Raw genomic sequence first — 22,419 nt, 5'->3', positions numbered from 1 at the left:
GACGGCGAAGGCCGATCCCCGACCCATGTTGAAGAGGACGGCGAAGGCCGATCCCCGACCCATGTTGAGGGGACGGCGAAGGCCGATCCCCGACCCCCGCTGGAGAGGACGGCGAACCGCCTCCGACTCACCGCGAGGGGGTGCGAGAATACATCCGCCAAGCGACAGAACAAGGATGGAACGGCCAACCGCCCGGGCTCGGCCCGGCCCGATCACCAGAACGCGTAGCCGGCGTGCAGGCTGCCGCCCAGCTGCAGCAGCAAGGCCGAGTAGAGCGGGATGTCGTCGTCGCCGTCCTTGTAGCTGATGCCCCGCGACGACTGGAAGTAGCTGTCCAGCGAGAATCCGAGCAGCACGCCGCCGAGGTCCAGCTCGACGCCGACCTCGGAGAACACGAATGCGTTCACCCCTGCAGCGGGCTGGCACCGGCCCTCGCAGATGTCCCCCGCGGGTGTCTTGATGCTGTCGAAGCTCACGTCGTCGTAGGTGAGACCGCCCCCGATCGAGCCCACGAACCGCCAGGTCTGCCCCGGGGTCATCAGGCGGACGTTCAGCCCGATGCGCGTCGAGCCGAGCGTGTAGCTCGCGTTCTGGTAGCCGGGGTGGTTCGACCCGGTCGCGATGTTCGCGTACTGGAACATCACGTCGAACGCCGCGGGCGTGTTCACGCGGTAACCCACCCGGATCGAGCCGGCGCCGCCGCTGTTCGCCTCCGGCATCGGGAACGCGCGCGGATGACCGATCGGCCAGAGCAGCGACGCCGCGCCGATCACGTAATACCCCTGCGGCGCGAACGAGAGGGGCACCGGCCGCGGCGGGGGCGGGGGCGGCGGCGGCGTGAACGGCTGCGGCGTCGCGGTCACGGGCGTCTTGTCCGGGGCCAGCGTCAGCTTCACCTTCTTGTCGCGCTCGCCGCTCACCACGGTGACGCTCTGATCGGCGCTCGCATGGCCCTTGGCCCGCGCGCCGATGCGGTGCACCCCCGGCCCGAGCTCCACGACCCGCGTCCCCGTGGACGAGGGCGGTTGCTCCTCGCCGTCGATGATCAGCGTGGCGTCCGGCGGGCTGAGCTCGATCGTGAGATGGGCGAGCAGCGCGCGCATCTCCTCGATGGCGCTGCGCGCCGTCCGCTCGTCGCCCTCGTCCATCGTGTCGCGGTGCTGCGCGAGCGCGCGCTCGAGCGCGGCGATGGCCCTCGGGTAGTTGAAGATGGCCTTCTCGGCGAGCGCGATGTTGAAGAGCGGGCTGGCCTTCGGCTTCTCCTTGTAGGCCGCCTCGAACTCGGCGATCGCCGCCCGGTAGTTCCGGTCCTGGAACAGCTTGATGCCGTTCTCCATGTGCTGCCGGTACGGCTCGACCTGCGCGAGCGCCGGCGAGAGCTGCGCCGCCAGGCCGAGGATCGCCGCGCAGAGCGCGAGCGGGAGTCGTCCGTGCGATCTGCCCAAGCCCGCCTCAGTCGACCTTGAGCTGCAAACCAGCCGCGACCCCCGCGGGCTTCGACGTCGCGACGTCCGGCGCGACCTGACCCGGCGCGGCGGCCTTTGCGCCGGTGCCGGTGGTCCTGGGACGCGCCGCGAAGGGGAGCGTCGCCGTCTTCTTCGCGCTAGGCGCGGCCTTGGGCGCGGGGGCGGGCGCGGTCGGCGCTGGCGCCGCGGCCGCGGTGGGCGCTGGCGCCGCGGCCGCGGTGGGCGCCGGCGTCACGGCCGCCGGCAGCGGGTGGAGCAGGACCTCGATCGGGGCCCTGCCGGCCTGGAGCGTCACCTCCTTGTCCACGGGCATGTATCCGGAGGCCTCGATCCGCACCCGCTTCGTCTCGCCCGTGCGACCGCGCAGCGTGCGATCGGCCAGCGCCACGCCGTCGACGGTGAAGCGCGCGCCTTCGGCGTTCGTCCGGAGCTCGACGGAGACCTGGGTAGGCGGCGCCGGCGCGGCAGCCTCCGTGCGCGCCGCCGGCGAGCGGCGCGCGTGATGGACCGCGCCGGCGAGCCCGCCGACCAGCGAGACCAGCGCCACCGCGGCGAGCGCGAGCCGCCGCGGCCCGCGCGCGCCCGTGCGCCCGTTGCTCGACCAGCCCACCTTCGAGCCGCTGCCGTGCACCTCGAGCGTCGGATCCAGCGCGATGTTCGGGTCGCCCGGCGTGTGCTTCATCGGTGTCTGCCCGGGCACGCCAGGAGCGCTCGTCGTGTGCGCCCCGAGCTCGTCGCTCGAGCTGCGCCGCGACCCGAGGAGCCCGCCGGCCCCCGCGACCAGCGCGTCCAGGAAATCCCGCGCGGACGAGAACCTCGCGTCCCTGTCCCGCGTGAGCGCCCTCGCGATGACGCGCGCGATCGGCTCGGGGACGGCCGGGTTGCTCATCCGCACATCCTGGGCGTCCTTCATGCAGATGTTGACGATGACCTGCTCGTACGAGCTGCCGCTGTGCGGCGGGTGCCCGGTGAGACACTCGTAGAGGATCGCGCCGACCGCCCAGAGATCGGTCCTGCCGTCCACGTCGGGCAACGCCTGCGCCTGCTCGGGCGACATGTAGAACGGCGTGCCGAGCACCGTACCCTGCCGGGTCAACGTGTGGGCCGGCACGCCGTCGGTGCGGCGCACCTTCGAGATGCCGAAATCCAGGATCTTGGCGAAGTTCGGGTCGTCGTCGCGGTCGACAAGGAAGATGTTGTCCGGCTTGAGATCGCGGTGGACGATGCCCGCCTCGTGCGCCCGGTGGAGGCCGCGGAGGATCTGCGCGGTCACGTGGAGCGCCTGGCCGAGCTCGATCCTGCCGCAGCGCCGGATGCGGTGGCCGAGGTCCTCGCCGCGGAGCAGCTCCATGACGAGGAACGGGACGTCGTCGGCGAAGCCGGAGTCGAAGATCTCGACGATGTGCGCGCTCTCGACGGCGCTCGCCGCCTGCGCCTCGCGGTGGAACCGGGCGACGGCGTCCTTGTTCTGCGCGAGCTCGGCGTCGACGAACTTCATCGCGACGCGCTTGCCGATGGCGGTGTTGAGCGCCTCGTAGACCATGCCCATCCCGCCACGCCCGATCGTCCGTACGATTTCGTACTTCTGGACCCGCTTTCCGACGAGCGCGCCCTCGACCGGCTGAGTCGCTGCGGCAGTGGTGTCGGTGCTGCTAGGCATGGCGGTTGCGACTCGTGAGGATGGGCGAAGGGGCGGGCGAAGCCCATGAGGCCCTATGGACGAACCGTATCAAAGAAAGCTGCGCCCCGCCCCAGCGCGGCAGCTTATCACCTACCCCATCCAGGGTGCACCTTCGCCAGCAGGGGCGGCCAGGGGTGCGCCCGGCGACGGGCGCCGTCGCACATCGGAACCCTCGCCCTTCAGCGCGGCATGGCAGGTGCGTCCGCGCTCGGCGCCTCGCCGAGGCGCGGATCGAGCTTGCCCTGCTTCTCCAGGGCCGAGAGCTCGCTGAAGCCGCCGACGCTGACGCCGTTGATGAAGATCTGGGGAACCGTCCGCTGCCCGGAGGCCTTGACCAGCCAGGCGCGGAGGTCGTCGCGATCCTCCACGTTGATCTGCGTGAAGCTCACCTGCTTCTGGGTCAGCAGGCGCTTCGCCATCGTGCAGTATCCGCAGTAGTCGGTGACGTAGAGGGTGACTTCGGCTGCTTGCATGGGCATCTCGTCCTCTTTCCTTTCTCGGAGCGGCCAAAGATGCAAGCGCACAGGGCTCCACCTTGCGGTAGGCTGCGCGCATGGCCGAGAAAGAGGGGACGATTCACCTCGATCGCTATACCAGCGACGCGAAGCAGGTCGTCGCCGGCGCTCAGCAGATCGCGGACGAGCGCCAGCACGCCGAGGTCACGCCGCTGCACCTGCTGATGAGGTTGCTGGAGCGTGACCGGGGGGTATCCGAGGTGTTTCGGCGGGCCGGAGCCGACCCGAACGAGGTGCTCCAGCTCGCCGAGAACGCGCTGAAGAAGCAATCCAAGGCGGGCAGCGGGGTGGCGTACGTGAGCCCGCGGCTGCTCGACCTCCTCGGGCGCGCCGAGCGGGAAGCGACCCGGGACAAGTCGGCGAATGTGGGCATCGAGCACCTGCTCCACGCGCTCGCGCAGGAGATCCGCGGGCCTGCGGGGGAGATCCTCTCCTCGTTCGGCGTCGGCCCCGGCGCGTTCCGGCCGCACCTCGGGGCGCTGGAGGCGGCCTCGCGGGAGCCCTCGCCCTCACCGTCCGGCGCGTCCGAGCCCGGGCAGCCCGCGCCCTACACCCGGGACCTCGTCGCCGACGCCCGCGAAGGGCGGTTCGATCCGGTCATCGGGCGCGACGTCGAGGCGCGCCGCCTGCTGCAGATCCTCGAGCGACGGTTCAAGAACCACCCGCTCATCGTCGGTGAGCCGGGCGTGGGCAAGACCGCGATCATCCGGGGCCTGGCCGACCGGATCGCCCACGGCGACGTGCCCACGAACCTGGCGGGGGCCCACCTCTACGAGCTCGACACCGGCGCGCTCGTCGCCGGGGCGAAGCTCCGCGGTGAGATCGAGCAGCGCCTCAAGGTCCTTGTCGACCGCCTGCGCGGCGAGCAGGACGCCGAGAGCATCCTCGTGGTCGAGGACCTCGACGCGCTCTTCGGGCAAGGGGTGCAGGGCGCCGGCGTCGGAGAGCTCCTGAAGCCGCTCCTCTCGCGCGGGGAGATCCGGATCATCGCCACCACGACGCCGGAGGGCGTGCGCAAGATCAACGAGCGCGACCCCGGGATCATCCGGCGGTTCTCGACGATCACGCTGGAGGCGCCGAGCATCGACCAGGCGACCGAGATCCTGCGCGGGATCGCGACGAAGTACGAGGCCCACCACCGCGTCCGCGTGGGGGAGAGCGCCATCGCCTCGGCGGTCGCGCTGGCCAAGCGGTACCTCTCGGACCGCGCGCTCCCCGACACCGCCGTGGACCTGCTCGACGAGACGTCCGCCCGAAAGCGGGTGGAGGTCGACGGGGTGCCGGCCGAGGTCGATTCGCTGACCCGGCGCGTCGACGCGCTCCGCGCCCAGATCGCCGCGCTCGCGGACGACGACGACAAGCTCAGCACCCAGACCCGCGCGCGGCTGGAGGCGGAGCTCGCGGAGATCGAGCCGAAGGCGTCGTTGATGCGCAGCCGCAATGCGTCGCGCCGCGGCGTCATCGCCGCGTGCCAGGCCATCCGCCGGGAGCTCGTCGCCGCGACGGACGCGTTGAAGGCCGCCCAGCGCGACAAGGCGTTCGCCAGGATCGGTGAGCTCGAGCACGTCACCATCCCGGAGATCAAGCGGCGGCTCCAGGCCGCCGAGGAGGCCGCGCAGCGGGAGGGGGTCGCGCCGACCTCGAACGTCGTCAGCGAGTCGGACGTGGCGGCGACGCTCAACGACTGGACCGGCATCCCGGTGGCCAAGATGCTCGAGGGCGAGGCCGAGAAGCTCCTCAAGATGGAGGAGCGCCTCGCGCAGCGGGTGGTGGGCCAGGACGAGGCGGTGCGCGCCATCGCGAAGGCGGTGCGCCGCGGGCGCGTGGGTCTGCGCGATCCGGGCAAGCCGATCGGCTCGTTCCTGTTCCTCGGACCGAGCGGCGTCGGCAAGACGGAGCTCGCGAAGGCGCTCGCCGAGTTCCTGTTCGACGACGAGCAGGCGCTGACGCGCATGGACATGAGCGAGTTCATGGAGCGCCACATGGCCCAGCGCCTGATCGGGGCGCCCCCGGGCTACGCGGACAGCGAGCAGGGCGGCTTCCTCACCGAGGCCGCCCGACGCCGGCCGTACAGCGTGCTGCTGTTCGACGAGGTCGAGAAGGCGCACGCGGACGTGTTCAACCTGCTGCTCCAGATCCTCGACGACGGTCGGTTGACGGACGGCCGCGGGCGGCTCGCCGACTTCTCGAACACGGTCGTCATCATGACCTCGAACATCGGGTCGAAGCGCGTGCTCGAGACCGACGCCAAGCTCTGGACCACGGAGGACGGCCGCGAGGCGATCCGCGACGTCCTGCTCGAGGAGCTGCGCGGGTTCTTCCGCCCGGAGTTCCTGAACCGGATCGACGACATCGTCGTCTTCAAGGCGCTCAGCAAGGAGGATCTCCGGGGCATCGTGGACATCCAGCTCCGCCGCCTGGAGCAGCTGCTCACGGACAAGGAGATCCGCCTCGCCCTCACGGACGCCGCGAAGGCGCGGCTCGTCGACCTCGGCTACGAGCCCAGCCTCGGCGCGCGCCCGCTGAAGCGGGCGATCCTGCGCGAGCTCCAGAACCCGCTCGCCGAGACGATCCTGGCCGGCGGATACCAGCCCGGCCAGACGATGCAGGTCGACGTGATCGACGAGAAGTTCGTCTTCACCAAGGCGTGAGGGAGTGCACCAGGGAGCGAGGCGAGCGCGACCGTGACCGGGCGCGCGATCCGGGCCGCGCGGGAGCCGCGATCTTGCCGGGCTCCGCCACCGCGAAGGCGCGGGGCTGACCCTCCGGGCGAAGATCCTGGCCGGCGGCGCTGCGAACCTCTTGCCAAGCCGAAGAAGGTCCGTATACTGCCGCTCCCTTGCTCACCGGGCCCTCAGATTGAGGGTCATTGCGTGGCGTAACGTGAGGGATCGCGGTCCCCAGGTTGAGGAAGACGCACCATGTACGCGGTCATCAAGACGGGCGGCAAGCAGTATCGGGTCGCCGAAGGTCAGAAGCTCCGGGTCGAGAAGCTTGCCGGCAATGCCGGCGACAAGGTCACCTTCAGCGAGGTGCTCCTTGTCGGCGGTGACGCCCCCAAGATTGGCAAGCCCCTCGTGAGCGGCGCCTCCGTCGCTGCCGAGATCACTGGGCAGGACCGCGGCAAGAAGATCGTGGTCTTCAAGTTCAAGCGCCGGAAGAACTACCGCCGCAAGAACGGCCATCGTCAGCCGTACACCGAGCTCAAGATCACCGGCATCACGGCCTAGCAGGAGAAGTAGACATGGCTCACAAAAAGGGCGGCGGCTCCTCCAGGAACGGCCGCGACTCGAAGGCGCAGCGCCGCGGGGTGAAGGTGTATGCCGGAGCGCCGGTGCGCGCTGGCAACATCCTGGTCCGGCAGGTCGGCTCCTCGATCCACGCTGGCCAGAACGTCGGCACAGGCCGCGACTTCACGCTCTTCGCCCTCGTCGATGGCGTCGTGAAGTACGAATGGAAGTCCAACACCAAGAAGAAGGTGTCGGTCTACCCGGCTTCCTGAACTCTCTTCCCGGGGATGGCCTCTTGATCCGTCCCCTCGCGTCCCGCCTGTCGCGCTCCGCGCGCTCACGATCCATTCAAGCGCGGTGACGATCTACAAGCTCCTCGCCGTCGACGTTGACGGGACCCTGGTCCGTCGCGATGGCTCCATCCACGAGGAAGATTTCCTCGCCATCCAGCGGCTCCAGAGCGCGGGCATCCCGGTCTCGATCGCGACCGGGCGCCTGTACTCGGGGACGCGCGAGGTCGCGCGGCGGATCGGCGTGGTCGGCCCCATCGCGTGCGTCGACGGCAGCCACATCGTGCACACCGAGGGCGACGCGCACCTGTACTCGCGCACGATCTCGGGCGCCGAGGCGGCCCTCCTGCGCTCGATCACCGAGCGGCACGCGACGGCTTCGTTCCTCTTCGCGCAGGATAGCATCGTCCACGACGCGACCGGCACGCCGCACCTCCACTACGTCCGAGGCTGGTCGAACGCGATCGCCGAGGTCGAGCGCGTCTCGTCGCACCCGTACTGGGAGCACGAGCATGGGCTGCTCGCGCTGGTGGCGATCGGGACCGAGCTGCAGGTCAGGGCCGCCGTCGAGGAGGTCCGCTCCGAGCTGGGTGACTCAGCCTTCGTCGTCTCGTTCCCGCTCCTGCACGACGGTCACACGAGCGTCTTCGCCATGTTGGTCCGCGCGGCGGGGCCGACGAAGGGGACGGCGATCGCGTGGCTCGCGGAGCACTATGGCTGCGCGACATCGGACGTGGTCGTCGTCGGCGACTGGCTCAACGACCTGCCGATGTTCGAGGTCGCGGGGCGGTCGTTCGCCATGGGACAGGCGCCCGAGGATGTGAAGCGGGCGGCGACAGACCGCCTGGAAGCCGACGGCCTGCGGGGCGGCGGCATCGCCGAAGCCATCCGCCGCGCCTTCGGTCGCTGAGCGCACGAGGACGGCGAGCGCCGGCGGGAAGCGGAGGAGCGCCGCGCAAGCGCTCCCCCGCGCGCGCCTTTGCGTGTCAGCTCTTGCGCTGCGCCGGCTGGGCCGCAGCGGAGAGCTGCTGCTGCTGCTGCTGCAGGTACTGCGCGACGGCGCGCGAGCGCTCGATGGCGAACTGCTTGACCTCCTTGTTCGGAGAGCCTGCGAGCGCGTTCAGCAGCTTGGTCACCTTCTCGAGCTGGCGCGACTGGAACAGCGCCTCGAAGTAGTTGTTGGCCAGGCGCACGTCGCGGCTCATCTTCGCCTCGTGCGGCTGGAGCAGGCGGACCACCGCCTCGAGGTCGTTCTTCTGCCCGTACAGCGCCGACAGGCAGAGCAGCGCCAGCGGGCTGTCCGGGTTCTGCGCGACCGCCTTCTTGGCGTACTCGACCGCCTTGTCGCGCGTCTCCTCGTTGCTCGCGTAGAAGCCCTGGATCGCGATGTACGGCGCGGCCGTCTTCTTGTCGGCCGAGAACTTCTCGATCTCGTCGACCGCGCTCGCCTCGTCGCCGCGCTGCTTCAGGTACTGGAAGAGGTAGGCCCACGCGTCGATGCAGTCGACGTCGATCGCGATCGACTTCTCGATGTACTCGCGCTCCTTCGCGTCGTCCTTGCGCGCCTGGTAGAGCTTCGCGAGGTGCAGCGAGGGGTAGGGGTTGTCCTTGAGCAGGTTCTGCGCGCCCTTCAGCGTCCCCTCGGCCTTGTCGTGCTTGTCCTGCGAGAGCTGCGCGATGCCGAGCGCGAGCCAGTCGTCGCCCGTGCCTCCCTTCGCGACCACCTTCGAGAGCACCTGCTCGGCGCGCTGCACCCGGTTGTGCTTCAGGAGCTCCTGCGCGTAGATGCGCCCGCGGTTCAGGTCGTCAGGCTGCTCGGTCCAGTGCTTCTCGAGGCCGGCGAGCAGGTCCTCCAGGCCGATCGCGATCGGTCGTCCCTGATCGTCCTGCACCTGCACCGCCGGCCCGTTGAAGCCGAGGAGCTGCCACATCTGATCGAGGGTCACCGCCGTGGGACCCTTCTCGATCATGCCCTTCAGCTCATCGGTCGGCTTGTTCACCGGGATGACGATGAGCGCGTTCCCCGGCACGCCGTTCGGGAACGCGCTCACGGGCGCGACGATCGCTGCCCCGCCGGTGATGTTGAGCCCAGCCGCCTGCTGCTGTCCGTTGGTCGTCATCGTCGATGCTCCGAGATCTCTCCCCCACGCGCGCCGAGGCGCAGGAATCACCCAGCCTCGCCCCGGTACCCTGCGCGCCGAAATGATGGGGGCCGTAGTTCGTGTAGAAGGGGCGCGAACGCTAGCAGGGAGGGCCCAGCCGGGCAACGGGGGAGCTCGCAGGGCGCGGCCCCTCGCCGCGTTGGGTCCGCTCATGCTTTTACCCGCGTTTTCACCCGCGTTTTCACCCGTGATTCCAGTGAATTTTACCGCGCTTGCCGCGCTCCGAACCAGCCGCGCTGCGGCTTGCGTCGCCGCCGCTGTCGCGGTGCCGCGCGGCTCGCGGTCGCTCGTGTGATCGCGGTCCTGCTCGCTGTCGCTGTCGCCGTCACGGACGCCCATGTCGCTCGCCCTCTCCCTCTCCGCGCGCCGTCCTAGTCGAGTCGCGGGCCGGCGGCGAGGGCCGGCTTGAGCGCGCACGCCGGGCCGGAGCGCTCCGGCGCCGCGCTGCGCAGCCGCTCCGCGAGGTGAGTGCGGCGCTCCTCCTTTCGGGTCTCCGCCAGCGCCAGCGACACAGCCCGCGGATCCGCGACGAGCACCACGAGCCGCTTGCCGCGGGTCACCGCCGTGTAGATGAGGTTCCGCGAGAGCATGACGAAATGCTGGGTGAGGATCGGCACGATCACCGCCGGGTACTCGCTCCCCTGGCTCTTGTGGATGCTCGTCGCGTAGGCGAGCGTCAGCTCGTCGAGCTCCGCTTCCTCGTAGCCGACCTCGCGATCGTCGAAGCGCACCAGGAGCTTCCGCTCCTCGGCGTTCACGTCCGTGATGAACCCGACATCGCCGTTGTAGACCTCGCGGTCGTAGTCGTTGCGGAGCTGCATCACCTTGTCGCCGAGCCGCAACGTCCGCGCGCCACGCGTGACGCTCGGGCCCTCGGGGTTCAGCGCCGCCTGCATCCGCGCGTTCAGGGCGATCGCCCCGGCCTCGCCCTTGTGCATCGGCGTCAGCACCTGCACGTCCCGCCGCGGGTCCAGCCCGAACCCCTTGGCGATGCGCTCCGTCACGAGGTGGAGGATCAGCTCCGCCGCCGCCTCGGCTTCGGTCCGCTCGATCACATAGAACTCGCCGCCGGGCCCGCGCGCGCCCTCCGGGGGCAGGCCGTCGTGGATCCGGTGCGCGTTCTGGACGATGAGGCTGCCCTCGGCCTGCCGGAAGATCTGCGTGAGCCGCACCGTCGGCACCTCACCCGAGGCGATCACGTCCCGCAGCACCGCGCCGGGCCCGACCGACGGCAGCTGATCGACGTCGCCCACCAGCACGAGCCGCGCCGCGTCGGACGTGGCCTGGAGGAGCGCGTCGGCGAGCGCCAGATCGAGCATCGACGCCTCGTCGACCACGATCGCCCCCGCCTCGATCGGGCGGCCTCGCTGGCGCCCGAACTTGCGCTGCTTCGGATCGAACTCCAGGAGGCGGTGGAGCGTGACCGCCTCGCGACCGGTCGCCTCGCTCATCCGCTTGGCGGCGCGGCCCGTCGGCGCGGCGAGGCGCACCGGGAGCCGGGCGCGATCGAAGAGCGCCAGGATGGCCCGGACGATGGTCGTCTTGCCGACGCCCGGGCCGCCCGTGATGACCAGCACCTTGTTCCGCGCCGCCTGCTCCACGGCGTCCCGCTGCGCGGGCGCCAGCGAGACCTTCGTCTTCGCCTCGAACGCGGTGATCGCCCCGTCGATGCCCTCCGCGAGGCGCGCGTCGCCCGCCGCGTCGTCCTCGTCGTCCCCCAGCAGCGAGCGCATCCGCCGCGCGAGCCGCACCTCGGCCTCGTGGAGGTCCTTCGGGTAGACGGCCACCTCGCCGGTCGACAGCGTCTCGAGCCGCACGTGGCCGCTCGCCGCGAGCGCGTCGATCGCGCTGTCGGCCTCGGCGGCGTCGCGCTCGAGCATCGCCGCGGCGAGCTCCGCGAGGTCCGGCCGCTCCGCGAGCGTGTGCCCGCGCGTCGACAGATCGACCAGCGTCTGCAGCACGCCCGCCTGCGCCCGCTCCGGCGAGTCGGCCCGGATGCCGATCGAGCGCGCGATCCGGTCGGCGGTCTTGAAGCCGATGCCCCACACGTCGAGCGCGAGCCGGTACGGGGAGCGGGAGACGATGTCGATCGCGTGGGGGCCGAACCGCCTGTAGATGCGGCTCGCCAGCGCCGGGGAGGCGCCGTGCGCCTGGAGGAAGATCATGATGGCCCCGATCGCCCGCTGCGCCGCCCACGCCTTCGCGACCGCCTGCGCCCTCCGCTGGCCGAGCCCGGGGACCTCGGCGAGCCGCTCCGGCGAGCGGTCGAGGATCTCCAGCGTCTCGGTGCCGAACGCCTCCACGATCCGCTTCGCGTAGGCGGGGCCGATGCCCTGCACCATGCCGGACCCGAGGTAGCGCTCGAGCCCATCGAGCGTGGCGGGGGCGATCGGCAGCAGGGTCTCGACCTTGAGCTGCTCGCCGTGCTTCGGATCGCGCTCGTACCGCCCCGTCGCCCGCACGCGCGTGCCAGGGCCGACCTGCGGGAACACCCCGACCCAGACCTCCGGCGCGGCGCCGGCGGTGACCTCCACCCGCAGCACCCGGAAGCCGCTCGACTCGCTCTCGTAGGTGACGCGGACGACCTCGCCCTCGACCGTCGCGGACCCGTCGCCCGCCACCTCCCTGGCCGAGAAGAGCCTCTGCTGGCCCCCGCCGCCCGGCGGGCGCTCGCCGCCCAGCTGGCGCTCGCCGGGCCCGCCTGGTCGCTCGCCGCGGTCGTGCGGGCGCGGCGCGTCGTCCGGCGGCGGCGCGGCTGCCCCCCGGGCTGCCCGATCGGGGCCGCCGCTCCGCTGGGACCGTTGCACGAGGGCAGCATGTAGCCGCCGGCCCGCCGGCGGCAACGCCCTCGTGCGCGGCGGCGCGTGATAGTCCTCGCGGGTGCCGGAGCTCCCGGAGGTCGAGCACGCCGCTGCCTCGCTGCGCCGCTTCCTGGCGGGCGACCGGATCGCGTCCGCCGAGGGCGACACGACCCGCGTGTTCCGCCGATCGAGCCGCGACGCATTCGAGCGCGAGCTCCCGGGCCGCGCGCTCGAGCGCCTCACGCGCTTCGGCAAGTACCTCGTGCTGGAGCTCGATGCCGGCGTGGTGCTGCTCAGCCATCTCGGCATGTCCGGCAAGTGGGTGCGCCGCTCGCCGGGAGAGCCCGCGCCCGGCCACAGCCGCGCCCGGCTGCAGCTCGCCTCGGGGAGCGTGCTCCATTACAACGATCCGCGGCTCCTCGGCCGCCTCGCGGTCCTGCGCGGCGTCTCGCCGGGCGAGATCCCCGAGATCGCCGCGCTCGGCCCCGATCCGCTGCGCGACGGGATCGATGTGGACGCCCTGATGACGCGGGTGCGGGCGAGCGCGCGCGCCGTGAAGGCGATCCTCATGGACCAGGCGGTGATCGCCGGCCTCGGCAACATCCAGGCGACCGAGGCGCTCTTCCGGGCAGGCGTGCACCCGGCGCGGCCGGGCCGATCCCTCTCGCGCGAGGAGGTGGCCGCGATCGGCGCGGGCGCCCTGGCCTCGATAGCGCACACGCTCGGGGCGATCGGCGCGGGGGAGATCGCCTACCTGTCCGAGTCCGGCGCGGCGCCGAACCCGTTCCTCGTCTACGCGCGCGCCGGCGCGCCATGTCCCCGCTGCGGCGTGGCGCTGGAGACACGCGCGATCGGTGGCCGCTCCAGCGTCTTCTGCCCGCGGTGCCAGCCGGAGCGCGGCCGCGCGCGGGCGCGAGCAGGGCTGCGCAGGGCACCGCGGCGCTGAACACACGTCGCGCGAAGGGCGCTGCGCGCCGCGCGGCGCGGTTGGCGTGACTTCTTCGTGCCGGTATAGTGGCCCCGCGATGGGCCGCAGCAGCATGGTTTCCGTCCTCTGCGCCCTCGTTCTCGCGGGCTGCGCCGGGAGGGCGCCGGAGGCGGCGCGGTCCAAGGACAGCCTGCTGCGCGTGGTCGCCGCGGCCTCCGCGGAGCCGCGCTCCGGCGCGTCGGCGCCGGCGCCCGGGACATCGGCGGAGGAGGCCGCGCCCGCGCACGATGACGAGGTGGACGACGACGGCGGGGAGATCGACGACGGCCTGGACCTGGCGGCGGAGCCGGGCACCGGCGCTCGTGCGCACTCGCCGCTCGCGGCGATGACCGAGGCCCAGATCGAGGAGCTGCTCTCGAAGGACCCGGCGGCGCTGGGGCCGATGTCGGTGGGCGCCACCAACGCGGGAGCGCTGTTCAACGGCATCCGGATGCCCGAGAGCGACAGGTGGGAGCTCGTCGACCCGGGCCACGCCTGGGGGACGCGCGAGACGATCGACGCGCTCGACCGGACGATCGGGGAGGTGCACCGACAGTTCCCGGGGAGCCCGAAGCTCTACATCGGGCACATCAGCGACCGGGACGGCGGCCACCTCTCGCCGCACAAGAGCCACCAGGCCGGGCGCGACGTCGACATCAGCTATTTCCTCGACGCGCGGCACCGCTGGTACCAGCGGGCCACGGCGGCGAACCTCGATCGAGAGCGCACCTGGGCCTTCGTCCGGGCGTTAGTCACCGAGTCCGACGTGGAGCTCATCCTCATCGACACAAGCGTGCAGCGGCTGCTCAAGGAGCACGCGCTGAAGATCGGCGAGGACAAGGGCTGGCTCGACGACGTCTTCCAGTACGGGTCGAGGAAGCCGCGCCCGCTCATCCGTCATGCCCGCGGGCACGCGAACCACATCCACATCCGGTTCTACAGCCCGATCGCGCAGGAGTCGGCGGTGCGCGCGTATCCGTTGCTCGTGAAGCGCGGGGTGATCAAGCCGACGGCGTACTACGTGCGCCACACCGCGAAGAAGGGGCAGACGCTGGGCTCGCTGGCCCGGAAGTACGGCACCACCGTGGAGGCGATCAAGCGGGCCAACGGCCTGCGATCCACGGCGATCCAGGCGCGGCGCGTCTACAACATCCCGCGGCCGTCGAGCGGCCCCGCCGCCCCGCCGAAGCACGTCGTCGTGCCGCCGCGCCGGCTGCCCCCGCCGAGGGCGGCGGAGGCGGCTCCGCCGGTGCGCCACGAGGAAGTCGGGCCCGCGCTGGGCGGCTGATCGGCGGACGGCGCGCTCCGCCGGTGCCGGCCCGCCGGCGGCGCGATGTGCCCGCGGGCGCCGTCGCCACCGCCACCGTCTTCGTCAGTGCTTCACGTCGACGACGAGCCGCGCCGGCTTGGTCAGCTCGAGGACGCGGTACTTGTTCGGCGACGAGACCCCGAGCACCCACGTCACCTCGGCCTCGAAGTCGCACGTCCGCTCGAGCTCCAGGGCCACGCCGAGCGCGAGCTTCCTCTCGCGGAACGGGATCGTGGCCTTTCCCGCGTCCGTATGCGCCGCGGCGGGGGTCATGCGCACGGCGAGCCATCCGTCGCCGGCGATCTCGGTCGCCTCGCCCGAGCCGCACTGCCGCACCGGCTTGTCGATGTAGTCGATGTGGTAGCCCGGCACCGTGTCCCCCTCGAACTCGAACACGACGCGGTCGTAGTGCTCGTGCCGGGCCGCGCGCACGTCGCGCAGGATCGCGACCTTCGCGCCGGCGCGCGGCTTGTCGGTGGCGCCCGCGGTGCCTTCGAATGTGTCGGTGCTCGTGGGATCCGCCTCCTTCGGAGGCCGCGGCGTGGGCGGCTCGTTGTCCGCCGCCGGCCCTTCGGGGGCGCGCGTGTCGATCGGCGTGACGTGCGGGATAGGCTGAGCAGGCTCGCTGCCGGCGCCGCCGCGGCAGCCCGCGGCGAGCGACAAGGTTGCGGCTGCGAGCAGAAGGTCGGCGGTCCTCATGTGGTGCTTCCATGGCGCCACGGCCGCCGAGCGTCCACCGCGACGACACGGGGCACCGCGAGGGACGGACTCCGCCAGCGCCTCCAGCGCCTCAGGGCAGCACGAGCTTGATCGAGAACACGTAGTCGACGTTGACGGGCCGGCCCTGGTAGGTGACCGGCTTGTAGCGGCTCGCCGCGAGCGCCTCGAGGACCGCCTCGTTCATGTGGGGCACGCCCTTGACGATCCGGCAGCCGGTGAGGCTGCCGGCCGTCGTCACAACACACTTCGCGAGGACGGTCCCCTCGACCCGCGCCTGCCGCGCCTGCCGCGTGTAGACCACCGCCGGCGCGGTGATCGGCGCGGGGCGCGTCATCCCCTGCTGAAAACGCAGGATCTCGGGGGCGGCCGGCGCCGGCGCAGCTGGCACCGCGGCGGGCGCGGCCGCCGGAGGCTCCGGCAGGGTGGCCGCGGTCGGCAGGGCGACGCTGGGCTCGGCTGCGCTCGGCGGCTCGGTGCTCGGTGGCTCGGCGCTCGACGGCTCGGCCGGCCGGGCCGGCTCCGGAGGCGCGCTCGCCGCGGCCTGCAGGCTCGGCGCCGGGGCCGCCGCCGCCCCGGCGGCGAGCGCCTCGAGCTCCGCCGAGGCGGTCTCGTCCTCGGGACGGACGGCGAGCACGGTCGACTTGTAGCCGGGCTTGGTCAGCGTGAGCCGGTACTCGGCCGTGGTCCCGGCGCCCTGCAGCACGAGCCGGCACGGGGTCGCCAGGCAGACCTCCGTCCCGCGGTCGGACACGCGGGCGCCGGGCGGGGCGCTCTCGATCCTCACGATCCTGAACTCGGCCGCCGCGCTGGGCTCTCTGCCCGGCGCCTCGGCGAGCACGGCGAGCGGCACGGGGGCGGGCTGGACGGCGGCAGGGGCGCTCGCGGCGTCCGGCGCGCGGCCGCGCACGTGCCCGGTGAGCGCCAGCACGATGCCCCCGCCGAGGAGCGCCGCGACGAGCGCCACGAAGTAGACGGACACCGGCGGCTGACGAGGAGGGCCGATGGACCCGCTGAAGGTCGGGGGCGCCTGCGGAGGCGAGAGCGAGTCGCTCTGCACCGAGCGAGGCAGCGCGGCGGGCTCGCTCGGCGCCGCGCGAGGCGGCGCGCCCGGCTCGTTCGGCGAGGGAGAGAGCGCCGAGATGCGCGGCCCCGAGATCGACGGCGCCGAGGGCAGCGCGCCGCCGGGCTGCGAGGCGGGCAGGCGATCGGGCACCGAGGCCCGCGTGAGGTCGATCGGCTCGCCCGCCGCGCTCTTCAGCGCGGTGAGACACTCCTTCATCGACTGGAAGCGCCTGTCCGGGTTCTTCTCGAGACACCGCATCACGAGCGCTTCCATCGCCGGCGACACGACCGCGGCCTGAGCGCGCCCGGCGAGCGGCGGCGGCGGCTCGCTGACGTGGGCCATGAGGGTCGCCGTGGGCACCTTCTTGTCGAACGGCACCTTGCCGCAGACCATCTCGTAGAGCAGGACGCCGAGCGCGTAGATGTCCGCGCGCGACGAGAGCTCGTGGCCCATCGCCTGCTCCGGCGCGGTGTACTTGGGAGAGCCGATGAACAGGCCCTTCTGGGTCAGATCGTCCTGCTGCTGCCCCGAGACGTCCTTGACCAGGCCGAAGTCGAGCACCTTCACGAAGTCCTTCTCGTCTCCCTGGTCGACGAGGAGCACATTGCTCGGCTTGAGATCGCGGTGCACGAGGCCGAGGCCGTGCGCCTCGGCGAGCGCGCGGCAGATCTGCCGCGCGATGCGGCTCGCGCGGGCCTCGGGGAGCGCGCCCTCATCGTGGAGCACCCGGTGCAGCGTGCGCCCGGCGATGTACTCCATCGCGATGAAGTAAATGCCGCGTGGTTCGTCCCGGCCGTAATCAAAGACGGTGACCGAGTTCGGGTGGGTGAGCCTCGCCGCGGTGGCGGCCTCGCGTGAAAAGCGCCGAAAGAACTCCGGATCTTGCTCGCGGCGCTCGTCGGGAACGAGGAGCTTGAGGGCGCAGATCCGTCCCAGCGCCGATTGCTCGGCCCTGTAGACCTTGCCCATACCCCCGCGCGCGATGAGCGAGACGATGCGATATCGATCGGCGATCGTGGCGCCGATGAGCGGGTCTTGACCGCTGCTCCTGGTCGCACCCATGCCGTTCATCATACGCACGAGGGCGGGGGCGCGGCTACCCCAACTCCCGTGTCCTGCCGATTGCGCGGCTCGGGATCCCCCCGCGCATCCCGTCCCGTCCGGCGGCGCGGAGCGACCGAGTCTGGTGCGCTGTCAGCTGCTCCACTAGATCGCCTCTTCACGCTTCAGCTCCGGCGGGCGCGGCGCGGTTAAGCGGAGAGCAACGGAACATGACGACTCTGTTTCGCGGCGACTCCATGCCTGTTCCGCGCCTCACCGAGGTGTTCTCCGCACGCACCCGCGGCCCGGACGTCGGCGCCTGCCCCTCAAGGGGGTGTGCTCCACGAGCGCGGGGGGCGAGCCGGCGCACCGGGAGGGGCGGGGCCGGGCCCGCAATCTGGAATTTATTCAACGCCCTGGGCGCGATCTCGCCGCTGAAAATCGCGTTGCGGGTCAGGAACCTGGGGCCGGGGGCGCTGTCGATCCCGGGCGTGGACGCGGTGCTCCGCGGCGCACGCAGAGAGCGGTGAAGCTCGCCGCGCGTGCGCCGGGGATCTCCAGGGCGCGGGCTCTCGCGGGCTCGCTGCATTCAGACCGCTCGCTGCGCGGTTCACGCCGCGCGCGGGAGCAGGGAAAGGGCTGGCCTCAGATGGATACGTTCAAGTTGGCTCCGAGCATGGCATCGCCGAATCCGTTTCTCGGCAACCTGCCCTTCAGCGCGTCTCCGGCCTGCGATCCCGAGGTGCCCGAGGACGCGCCGGAGGGCTCGTATACGTACGCGCTGGTCAAGACCGCGCCCGAGGTGCCCGCCGCGGAGTGCGAGACCGAGGCGCTGTCCGTCGAGGTGCTCATCCGGTGGGGGAGCAACCTGCTCCACGTGGCGCACCTGACCCCGCCGCGTTCCTTCTATGTGGGCGAGCAGGACGGCGCAGAGGGCGCGTGCGACTTCTTCGTCCCGGCGGAGCGGCTGGGCGCGGCGAGGGCGCCGCTCGTGCTCGTCGGCGACGACGGCGAGGTGAGCGCCGTGATCCCGCCGGGCACGTCGGGGATGGTCGAGATCGGGAGCTGCAAGATGACGGTCGCGCAGGCGATCGCGACGGGCCGCGCTGCGCCGTGCGCCGCGCTCGACGGGGCGCGGCGGATCGCGCTGCCGCTCGGCGCGCGCGCGAGGCTCGATCTCGGCGGCTTCGGCTTCGAGGTCGCCGTGGGCAGGGCAGGCCGCCGCGTCGCGGGCAAGGCGAGCCTCGACCGCAGGAGCTTGCCGTTCACCGCGCTCTCGACGCTGCTCCACGTCGGCCTGCTCGGGGCCATGGCCGCGTTCATGCCCCCGCTCGCCATGGCCGACGACGGCGGCGTGAGCGCCGAGCAGGCGTACCTGATGGCGCAGGCGCTCGCGTCGACCGCCGAGCGGGAGCAGCCCGAGGCCAACGACGGCACCGAGGCGACCCGCCCGAACGAGCGGGAAGGCGGCACCGGCGCGGCCGCGATCGGCGAGTCGGGCAAGGCCGGCAGCGCGACGAGCCGGAAGACGGGCGGGCGCTTCGACATCGAGGGACCGAAGGACAACGCCGACGTGCGGATCTCGCGGGCGCAGGCGCTCGACGACGCGGCGCGCTTCGGCGCGATCGGCCTGCTCCAGGCGGGCCTCGGCGGCGATCCGAACGCGCTGTCGGCGCCCTGGGGCGGCGTCGACACGCTTGGCAACGGGGCGAAGAGCGTGATCGGCAACATGTGGGGCGAGACGATCGACGAGTCGGGCGGCGTGGGCGGCCTCGGGCTGACCGGCGTCGGCGAGGGCGGCGACGGGCGCTTCACGGGCATCGGGATGGGGCCCCTCGGCACCATCGGCCACGGCAACGGCCTCGGCGACGGGCCGGGCTTCGGCCCGGGCAACGGCACCTCGCGCTTCGTCAACGGCCCTGGCCACAAGGTGAGCGCGCCGCGCATGCGGGTCGGGTCGCCCTCGGTGTCGGGCCGGATCCCGCCCGAGGTCATCCAGCGCATCGTGCGGCAGAACTTCGGCCGCTTCCGGCTCTGCTACGAGAACGGGCTGCGCAACAGCCCGAACCTCACCGGGCGCGTGTCGGTCGGCTTCTCGATCGGCCGCGACGGAGCGGTCTCGAGCGTGCAGAACGGCGGCTCCGATCTGCCGGACGCCGGCGTGGTCTCCTGCGTGGTGCGGTCGTTCTACGGGCTGTCGTTCCCGCCGCCGGACGCGGGCATCGTGACCGTGACCTATCCTATCCTCTTCAGCCCCTCCGGCAGCTGATTCGCCCCTTCCAGCGGCTGACCGGGGTATCGCCCCGACGCGCGGCGTGCCCTGTCTTCCGGGCGTGATCGCCGAGGACGCCGCTCCGGCCGGTCCCCCCCCGGGGCCCTCTCTACCCTCCGCCGCCCGCGGCGGCCTGGCCGACGGCGCGCTCCGCCTCCGCGATCTCCTGCGCTCGCTGCTGGATCATCACCCCTTGCGGGGGCCCCTGGAAGCGGCGGCGCTCCAGCGCGAACCAGACGACGGCGGTCACCGCGAAGACGATGAGCATGATGACAAGGGCCTTGTCGTTCGGCGGCTGGACGCTCACCACGATCAGCATCAGGCACGCGAGCACGCTGATGATGGCGAGCGGCCGGTACAGCGGGCCGAGGTCCCACGGGCCCATCTTCACCCAGGTGCGGCCGTAGGCGCGCACGCCCATCATCGTGGGCATGACGTAGGAGATGTAGAGGAAGATCACGCAGACGGCCGTGATCGTCGAGTAGACCGGCGTGTATGCGGTGAAGCCGATCGTCAGCGCGCTGACGACCCAGATCGCGGTCGCGGGCGTGCGGAACCTCGGGCTCACCTTGCGCAGCTGCTCCGAGAGCGGCAGCCCCCCGTCGCGCGCGAACGCGAAGGTCATGCGCGAGGCGGACGTCACCGTCGCCAGCCCGCAGAGGTACTGGGCGATCGAGATGCCGGCGTAGAGCGCGATCCGGATCTGCTCCGGGAGGACGCTCTCCATGACCCAGAAGAACACGCCGCCGCCCTTCGACGCCGCCTCGTCCATGTCGGGCATCGCGAGCACGATGGCGCTCAGCATGAGCCACCCGAAGACGCCGGAGACGAGCACCGCCCGGACGATGCCCCGCGGGACGGTCTCCGCCGCGCCGATCGTCTCCTCCGACGTGTGCGCCGACGCGTCGTATCCGGTGATCGTGTACGCGGGCAGGAGGAAGCTCAGGAGAAACAGCGTCGTCATGCCGCCCGTCTCGGGCCACACGTCGCCCCCCTTCGGGCCGCTGTAGTTCGTGAACGTGACGAGCCGCCCGAGGTCGATCTGCGGCGCGTAGAAGAGCATCGCGATCGTGAGGAGCACCGAGACGGCGAGGATGAGATACCCGCTGAAGTCGGTGAGCAGGGTGGTGACGCGGATCCCGAGGTGATTGAAGAGCGCCTGTGTCCCGGTGATGAGCGTGACCCCGACGATCTGCGCCATCATGGCCCGATCCGGGGGCATCGTGGCGAGATCCACGCCGAACATGGGGCCGAGCGAGCTCATGATGAACAGGTAGGCGCCGACGTTGATCGCCGCGAGGACGGTGACGAGGCCGATCAGGTTGAACCACGCGGTCGCCCAGCCGAAGCCCCGGCCCCCGAGGATCGAGGCCCAGTGGTACAGGCCGCCCGCGGTCGGGAACGCCGACGCGACCTGGCCCATCGTGAGCGCGATGCACAGCGTGAGCGCGCTGCAGACCGGCCACCCGATGCCGATACCGGCGCCGCCGATGCTGCAAAAGCCCATCTGGAACGAGGTGATTCCGCCCGCGATGATGCAGATGATCGAGAACGAGATCGCGAAATTGGAGAAACCCCCCATCCGGCGCAGGAGCTCCTGCGCATAGCCCATGCTGTGGAGCGTCTTCACGTCCTCGGCGATCACGCCCTCCACACCGCCCGGCTTGTCGCCGGAGCGCGGCCCGACGTCCCCCTTCGTCTCACGGTTCATGAGCGGTCCCCTTCCTCAGTGCTTGCGCTCGGGACCGACGGTGCCCGTCGGGCCTCGTCAGGATCGGCGCGTCTCGCCGATGAGCGCCCCTCTCGGGGATCTCGCCCGCGCGCAGAGAGCCTACATGGGAGCACGTGGGACTGCCTAGGGCGCGCGCCGCCCCCGGCGCCGGCGTCCCCCGCTGCTACCCTCGCCGCCGATGGCCGGAACGACGACCTGCCCGCTCTCGCGCCGGCGCGCGCTGCTCGGCCTCGCCGCGCTCGCCGCGCCCTCGTGCCGGCGCAAGAGCTCGCCGCCCCCGCCGGAGCCCGCGGCGGCGGAAGCGGCCCCCTCCCGCTGGAAGGAGCTCGCCTTCGAGCCGGCCTCCGAGGGCGACGGCCCGCAGCGCGCGCTGCTCCTCGCGCCCGAGGCCGCGGCGCCGCTGCCGCTGCTCGTCGCGCTGCACGGGCGCGGGGAGGCGGTGCGAGGCCCCGAGGCCGGCGCGCGCGGATGGCGCGACGACTACGGCCTCGACGCGACCCTCGAGCAGATCCTCTCGCCGCCGCTCACGCCGGACGACCTCGGGCAGATGGTCACGCGCGAGCGGCTCGCGCAGCTCAACGCCTCGCTCGGCGAGCACCCCTACCGCGGGCTGTGCATCGCCACGCCGTTCACGCCCGACCTCCGCGACCGCTCCGCCGAGGGGGCCGCGGCCTTCGGGCGGTTCGTCGTCGAGCGGCTCCTGCCGCGGGCGCGCGCCGAGGGCGGCTGCCAGGCGACGCGCGAGGCGACGGGGATCGACGGCGTGAGCCTCGGCGGCCGCCTCGCGCTGCTCGTCGGCCTGTCGCACCCCGAGGTCTTCGGCGCGGTCGGCGCCCTCCAGCCGGCCGTGCGGGCGAGCGAGGCGGAGATGTTCTCCGCGCTCGCGCGCCGGGCCCTCACGCGCCGCGCGGTCGCGCTGCGGCTCGTGTCGAGCGAGGCCGATCCCTTCCTGCCCGCCATCCAGGCGATCAGCGATCGGCTGCGGCAGGACGGCATCGGCCACGAGCTGCGCATTGTGCCCGGACCGCACGACTATGCCTGGAATCGTGGGCCCGGCGGCGTGGAAATGGTGCTCTGGCACGAGCGCGTCCAGCGCGGGTTGCGCGCGCCGTGATCGTGGCGGTCGGGGCGTCACAAGCCCCTGACCCAGGCCGCCGAACCGTGTTACTT

General features: G+C 72.1%; 16 protein-coding genes. 8 read left to right on the top strand and 8 right to left on the bottom strand.

The features are described from left to right. Positions 1 to 212 precede the first annotated feature (212 nt). The 3 genes from WMF36_RS41080 to grxC all read right to left on the bottom strand — a co-directional run bounded on the left by WMF36_RS41080 (position 213) and on the right by grxC (position 3,620). On the bottom strand, positions 213 to 1,445 hold the full coding sequence (locus WMF36_RS41080) for a hypothetical protein (RefSeq protein WP_437576287.1): 1,233 nt from the start codon (positions 1,443 to 1,445) through the stop codon (positions 213 to 215). A 7-nt stretch (positions 1,446 to 1,452) separates the two neighbouring features. Continuing rightward, a complete protein-coding gene (locus WMF36_RS41075; RefSeq protein WP_437576286.1) occupies positions 1,453 to 3,126 on the bottom strand; it encodes a serine/threonine-protein kinase in 1,674 nt (557 codons plus the stop codon). Positions 3,127 to 3,326: 200 nt separating this feature from the next. After that, positions 3,327 to 3,620, bottom strand: coding sequence for a glutaredoxin 3 (gene grxC, locus WMF36_RS41070; protein ID WP_437482317.1), 294 nt, complete (start codon positions 3,618 to 3,620; stop codon positions 3,327 to 3,329). 80 nt (positions 3,621 to 3,700) lie between these two features. Here grxC and WMF36_RS41065 point away from each other — a divergent pair, with 80 nt between their 5' ends. The 4 genes from WMF36_RS41065 (at position 3,701) to WMF36_RS41050 (ending at position 8,092) form a co-directional block, all read left to right on the top strand. After that, a complete protein-coding gene (locus WMF36_RS41065; RefSeq protein ID WP_437576285.1) occupies positions 3,701 to 6,313 on the top strand; it encodes an ATP-dependent Clp protease ATP-binding subunit in 2,613 nt (870 codons plus the stop codon). 270 nt (positions 6,314 to 6,583) lie between these two features. Beyond that, positions 6,584 to 6,892 (top strand): 50S ribosomal protein L21, encoded by a 309-nt coding sequence (rplU, locus tag WMF36_RS41060; protein ID WP_437482312.1) that lies wholly within the window; start codon positions 6,584 to 6,586, stop codon positions 6,890 to 6,892. A 14-nt stretch (positions 6,893 to 6,906) separates the two neighbouring features. After that, entirely contained in the window at positions 6,907 to 7,164 is a 258-nt protein-coding gene (gene rpmA / locus WMF36_RS41055) for a 50S ribosomal protein L27 (protein WP_437482310.1), read from the top strand. 85 nt (positions 7,165 to 7,249) lie between these two features. Then, positions 7,250 to 8,092, top strand: a complete 843-nt coding sequence (locus WMF36_RS41050) for an HAD family hydrolase (RefSeq protein WP_437576284.1) — start codon at positions 7,250 to 7,252, stop codon at positions 8,090 to 8,092. A gap of 76 nt (positions 8,093 to 8,168) precedes the next feature. On the opposite strand, the gene WMF36_RS41045 is transcribed toward WMF36_RS41050, so the two are convergent. Further along, positions 8,169 to 9,302 carry a tetratricopeptide repeat protein gene (locus tag WMF36_RS41045; RefSeq protein WP_437576283.1) on the bottom strand — a complete coding sequence of 378 codons (1,134 nt, stop codon included), beginning with the start codon at positions 9,300 to 9,302 and terminating at the stop codon, positions 8,169 to 8,171. A 413-nt stretch (positions 9,303 to 9,715) separates the two neighbouring features. After that, positions 9,716 to 12,151, bottom strand: coding sequence for an SF1B family DNA helicase RecD2 (recD2, locus tag WMF36_RS41040; RefSeq protein ID WP_437576282.1), 2,436 nt, complete (start codon positions 12,149 to 12,151; stop codon positions 9,716 to 9,718). Positions 12,152 to 12,224: 73 nt separating this feature from the next. On the opposite strand from recD2, the gene mutM reads away from it, so the two are divergent. Both mutM and WMF36_RS41030 read left to right on the top strand, forming a co-directional pair. Beyond that, positions 12,225 to 13,091, top strand: a complete 867-nt coding sequence (mutM, locus tag WMF36_RS41035; protein ID WP_437576281.1) for a bifunctional DNA-formamidopyrimidine glycosylase/DNA-(apurinic or apyrimidinic site) lyase — start codon at positions 12,225 to 12,227, stop codon at positions 13,089 to 13,091. A 79-nt stretch (positions 13,092 to 13,170) separates the two neighbouring features. Beyond that, the gene (locus WMF36_RS41030; RefSeq protein ID WP_437576280.1) at positions 13,171 to 14,400 is read left to right on the top strand and encodes a LysM peptidoglycan-binding domain-containing protein; all 1,230 of its coding nucleotides are present in this window, start codon (positions 13,171 to 13,173) and stop codon (positions 14,398 to 14,400) included. Positions 14,401 to 14,484: 84 nt separating this feature from the next. Here the strand turns inward: WMF36_RS41030 and WMF36_RS41025 are convergent, their stop codons facing one another. Then, positions 14,485 to 15,120: an AMIN-like domain-containing (lipo)protein gene (locus tag WMF36_RS41025; protein ID WP_437482292.1), complete on the bottom strand. Its 636-nt coding sequence runs from the start codon at positions 15,118 to 15,120 to the stop codon at positions 14,485 to 14,487. Between the two features lie 91 nt (positions 15,121 to 15,211). Then, the gene (locus WMF36_RS41020; protein WP_437576279.1) at positions 15,212 to 17,266 is read right to left on the bottom strand and encodes a TonB family protein; all 2,055 of its coding nucleotides are present in this window, start codon (positions 17,264 to 17,266) and stop codon (positions 15,212 to 15,214) included. Between the two features lie 655 nt (positions 17,267 to 17,921). On the opposite strand from WMF36_RS41020, the gene WMF36_RS41015 reads away from it, so the two are divergent. Continuing rightward, positions 17,922 to 19,514: an AgmX/PglI C-terminal domain-containing protein gene (locus WMF36_RS41015; protein ID WP_437576278.1), complete on the top strand. Its 1,593-nt coding sequence runs from the start codon at positions 17,922 to 17,924 to the stop codon at positions 19,512 to 19,514. A gap of 112 nt (positions 19,515 to 19,626) precedes the next feature. Here the strand turns inward: WMF36_RS41015 and WMF36_RS41010 are convergent, their stop codons facing one another. Beyond that, positions 19,627 to 21,129, bottom strand: coding sequence for an amino acid permease (locus WMF36_RS41010; RefSeq protein WP_437582023.1), 1,503 nt, complete (start codon positions 21,127 to 21,129; stop codon positions 19,627 to 19,629). A gap of 298 nt (positions 21,130 to 21,427) precedes the next feature. Here WMF36_RS41010 and WMF36_RS41005 point away from each other — a divergent pair, with 298 nt between their 5' ends. Continuing rightward, positions 21,428 to 22,363 (top strand): alpha/beta hydrolase, encoded by a 936-nt coding sequence (locus WMF36_RS41005; protein WP_437576277.1) that lies wholly within the window; start codon positions 21,428 to 21,430, stop codon positions 22,361 to 22,363. The last annotated feature ends 56 nt before the right edge of the window (positions 22,364 to 22,419 follow it).

Source organism: Sorangium sp. So ce887 (assembly GCF_051521455.1).
Taxonomy (GTDB): Bacteria; Myxococcota_A; Polyangia; order Polyangiales; family Polyangiaceae; genus Sorangium.
This window is presented reverse-complemented; position numbering and strand designations above follow the sequence as displayed.

What these genes read in the sequence shown, in the direction of transcription:
- rplU (WP_437482312.1), top strand. Translation starts at nt 6,584, where the DNA reads ATGTACGCGGTCATCAAGACGGGCGGCAAGCAGTATCGGGTCGCCGAA.
- WMF36_RS41020 (WP_437576279.1), bottom strand. Translation starts at nt 17,266, where the DNA reads ATGGGTGCGACCAGGAGCAGCGGTCAAGACCCGCTCATCGGCGCCACG.
- WMF36_RS41065 (WP_437576285.1), top strand. Translation starts at nt 3,701, where the DNA reads ATGGCCGAGAAAGAGGGGACGATTCACCTCGATCGCTATACCAGCGAC.
- WMF36_RS41025 (WP_437482292.1), bottom strand. Translation starts at nt 15,120, where the DNA reads ATGAGGACCGCCGACCTTCTGCTCGCAGCCGCAACCTTGTCGCTCGCC.
- WMF36_RS41010 (WP_437582023.1), bottom strand. Translation starts at nt 21,129, where the DNA reads ATGGGCTATGCGCAGGAGCTCCTGCGCCGGATGGGGGGTTTCTCCAAT.
- grxC (WP_437482317.1), bottom strand. Translation starts at nt 3,620, where the DNA reads ATGCAAGCAGCCGAAGTCACCCTCTACGTCACCGACTACTGCGGATAC.
- WMF36_RS41075 (WP_437576286.1), bottom strand. Translation starts at nt 3,126, where the DNA reads ATGCCTAGCAGCACCGACACCACTGCCGCAGCGACTCAGCCGGTCGAG.
- WMF36_RS41045 (WP_437576283.1), bottom strand. Translation starts at nt 9,302, where the DNA reads ATGACGACCAACGGACAGCAGCAGGCGGCTGGGCTCAACATCACCGGC.
- WMF36_RS41030 (WP_437576280.1), top strand. Translation starts at nt 13,171, where the DNA reads ATGGGCCGCAGCAGCATGGTTTCCGTCCTCTGCGCCCTCGTTCTCGCG.
- WMF36_RS41015 (WP_437576278.1), top strand. Translation starts at nt 17,922, where the DNA reads ATGGCATCGCCGAATCCGTTTCTCGGCAACCTGCCCTTCAGCGCGTCT.
- WMF36_RS41005 (WP_437576277.1), top strand. Translation starts at nt 21,428, where the DNA reads ATGGCCGGAACGACGACCTGCCCGCTCTCGCGCCGGCGCGCGCTGCTC.
- rpmA (WP_437482310.1), top strand. Translation starts at nt 6,907, where the DNA reads ATGGCTCACAAAAAGGGCGGCGGCTCCTCCAGGAACGGCCGCGACTCG.